Origin of the sequence: Desulfomicrobium escambiense DSM 10707, from assembly GCF_000428825.1 — a bacterium.
Lineage (GTDB): Bacteria > Desulfobacterota > Desulfovibrionia > Desulfovibrionales > Desulfomicrobiaceae > Desulfomicrobium > Desulfomicrobium escambiense.
The window spans coordinates 1-2,170 of the sequence record NZ_AUAR01000035.1 but is presented as its reverse complement, the minus strand read 5'-3'; the positions used below and the strand labels follow the sequence as shown (position 1 = coordinate 2,170).

3 protein-coding genes are annotated in these 2,170 nt (G+C 58.1%); 2 read left to right on the top strand and 1 reads right to left on the bottom strand.

The window, feature by feature from the left end; translation table 11 throughout:
• The first annotated feature begins 146 nt into the window (after positions 1-146).
• Both G394_RS19585 and G394_RS21315 read left to right on the top strand, forming a co-directional pair.
• On the top strand, positions 147-689 hold the full coding sequence (locus G394_RS19585) for a ZIP family metal transporter (RefSeq protein WP_245578364.1): 543 nt from the start codon (positions 147-149) through the stop codon (positions 687-689).
• A 119-nt stretch (positions 690-808) separates the two neighbouring features.
• Positions 809-1,216 carry a hypothetical protein gene (locus G394_RS21315; RefSeq protein ID WP_156902650.1) on the top strand — a complete coding sequence of 136 codons (408 nt, stop codon included), beginning with the start codon at positions 809-811 and terminating at the stop codon, positions 1,214-1,216.
• A gap of 229 nt (positions 1,217-1,445) precedes the next feature.
• Here the strand turns inward: G394_RS21315 and G394_RS0115910 are convergent, their stop codons facing one another.
• Positions 1,446-1,892 carry a pyridoxamine 5'-phosphate oxidase family protein gene (locus G394_RS0115910; protein WP_028578501.1) on the bottom strand — a complete coding sequence of 149 codons (447 nt, stop codon included), beginning with the start codon at positions 1,890-1,892 and terminating at the stop codon, positions 1,446-1,448.
• Between the last annotated feature and the right edge of the window lie 278 nt (positions 1,893-2,170).

Genomic DNA, 2,170 nt, shown 5'->3' with positions numbered 1-2,170 from the left:
TCGGAAAATCGTCCCTTTTTCATCTGTCCCCTCGTGGTTGAGGGGGAAACCTATCTCAAGTTTCGACTGGTCTGAAAAGAGCCGGGCAGGTCAGTCAGACAGCCTGGCTCACGGCGGTTGTCGGGTTTCTCGGCGGAGGCGTGTTCATGCGCCTTATCGACATTTTCTTGCCGCACATTCATCCGGGCATGTGCACCACGGACGCCGAAGGCGTGAAGACATCCTGGCAGCGCAGTACATTGCTCGTTCTGGCCATCACTCTGCACAACATCCCTGAAGGCTTGGCCGTGGGGGTGGCCTTCGGCGCGGTGGCCGCAGGCTTGCCCTCGGCGACCATCGGTGGCGCGGTGGCTCTGGCGCTGGGTATCGGCATCCAGAACTTCCCCGAGGGAACTGCCGTATCCATGCCACTGCGCCGCGAGGGGCTCAGTCGTTGGAAAAGCTTTCTCATGGGCCAGTACTCCGGCTTGGTCGAACCCGTAGCCGGCGTGTTCGGCGCACTTTTCGTGCTCAGGATGCAGGAGTTGCTGCCGTATGCCCTGTGCTTCGCTGCCGGGGCGATGATCTTTGTCGTTGTCGAAGAACTCATCCCGGAATCTCAACGAAAACCTGAACATATTGACCACGTGACCATGTCGACCATGGGCGGCTTCGCAGTCATGATGATGCTGGATGTGGCGCTGGGGTGACGGCTGATTTTGCAACCGGGGCGAGTGCGGACGGTGAAAACCCGGCATCGCCGGGCAAGGCTGCAGTGCGCGAAGGTTCACGACCGATGTCGTCAACCGTTGAATAGGGAGAATGCCACATGAACGGCAGAAGAGGGGAAAAAATAGGCTGGACCGCAGGTTGGATGGGAGGCTTTATCTGGGTGTTCATCCTGTCGTGCGTCTTTCTTTTTCAGGGCAAGAGTGCGCAGGGGGCATCCGGGATCGCCTTGACCTGCATTGCCGTAACGTCTGTCGTATTTTTTGCTCCCTGGCGATTTCCATCGACACCGTACTGGAAGCTGATGCTTGCACCCTATTTCATGTTTTTTCTGTCCATAGCGTGGGCCGTATGGTCATACGGTGGCCTGGAGTCTTCCGGGCTGACCTGGTGGAATCTGTTGTGGTTCCTTCCTCTTTTGTTTCCATTCGGGAGTCTGAGTCGGAGAAGATGGGGCGATTCCAACACTCCGCAAAACACGGCAGGGGATGCGCACGATCCGCGTTGAGGAGGAGAGGGCAGACTTCAGAACCTGCGGCTTACAGGCTTTTGAAGGAGAGACAGCAGAGTTGATCTTCCTTTGTCTTGCCCGCGTATCGGGTCTTACGTCCCGCAAAAAAATTCTAGCACTCAACATGCGAAAGAACGGATTCTCGCCCCTTCCTTCAGGGCGCAAGTAAAATTCAGGCACGGCAAAGCGTTCGGGCCGTCCCTGGAATTCGGTCACGCGAAGCAGGTCATGTCGTCCGGGAGTGCTTCCCGCTCATCGACTCGACACGGACACGCACGACTCTCGTTGCGGCGAGGGCGCGTTCGGGGATCGGGAAGACGCAGGGCGCCTTGTATTTTGCGGCCAGGGCCTTGAGCGTTTCGATCTTGAGGGTGTCGTCGTCCACCAAGGTGGCGATGCCGGTGCCGCAGACGCTGCGATAGCGGGTTGTTGTGTTTTCCACCCGGATGTCGACGGCGGCGCAGAAGGCCACCCTGGGGTCACGGCCGATGAGGTCGAGCTTGCGGCCTTCGGGTGCGCAGTGGATGAAGATGCTGTCCCCGTACAGGACGAAGTTGAAGGGCAGGACGTAGGGAAATTCCCCGGTGTTGAACGCCACGGAGATGACGTCCGCTTCCTGCAGTATTTCGTGCATGAAGTACGGCTCGATGATTTCGCGATCCTTTCTTCTCATGAGTCTTCCGGGACAAGTGGGTTGAGGGGGCGTCAACCGGCGTACGAATGCGTGTGCCGCACGGCTAGCGCTTCGGTGCTAAGGCACAACCTAGGCAATATCAAATAATAATGGACGACCGGCGGACAAGGGCCCCCATGCTCAGTCGGTCCGTTCCGAGGACGTTCCCCATAACCTCCACATCATAATTCAGCATTTTCCCGCATGTAATTCTCCGTCCGATGCTGGCAGACTGCCACGATAACCTTCGAGGCACAGCAGCGGGAGGATCCATGCCC

Coding starts and splice junctions, on each gene's coding strand:
- G394_RS19585 (WP_245578364.1), top strand. CDS start 147: ATGCGCCTTATCGACATTTTCTTGCCGCACATTCATCCGGGCATGTGC.
- G394_RS0115910 (WP_028578501.1), bottom strand. CDS start 1,892: ATGAGAAGAAAGGATCGCGAAATCATCGAGCCGTACTTCATGCACGAA.
- G394_RS21315 (WP_156902650.1), top strand. CDS start 809: ATGAACGGCAGAAGAGGGGAAAAAATAGGCTGGACCGCAGGTTGGATG.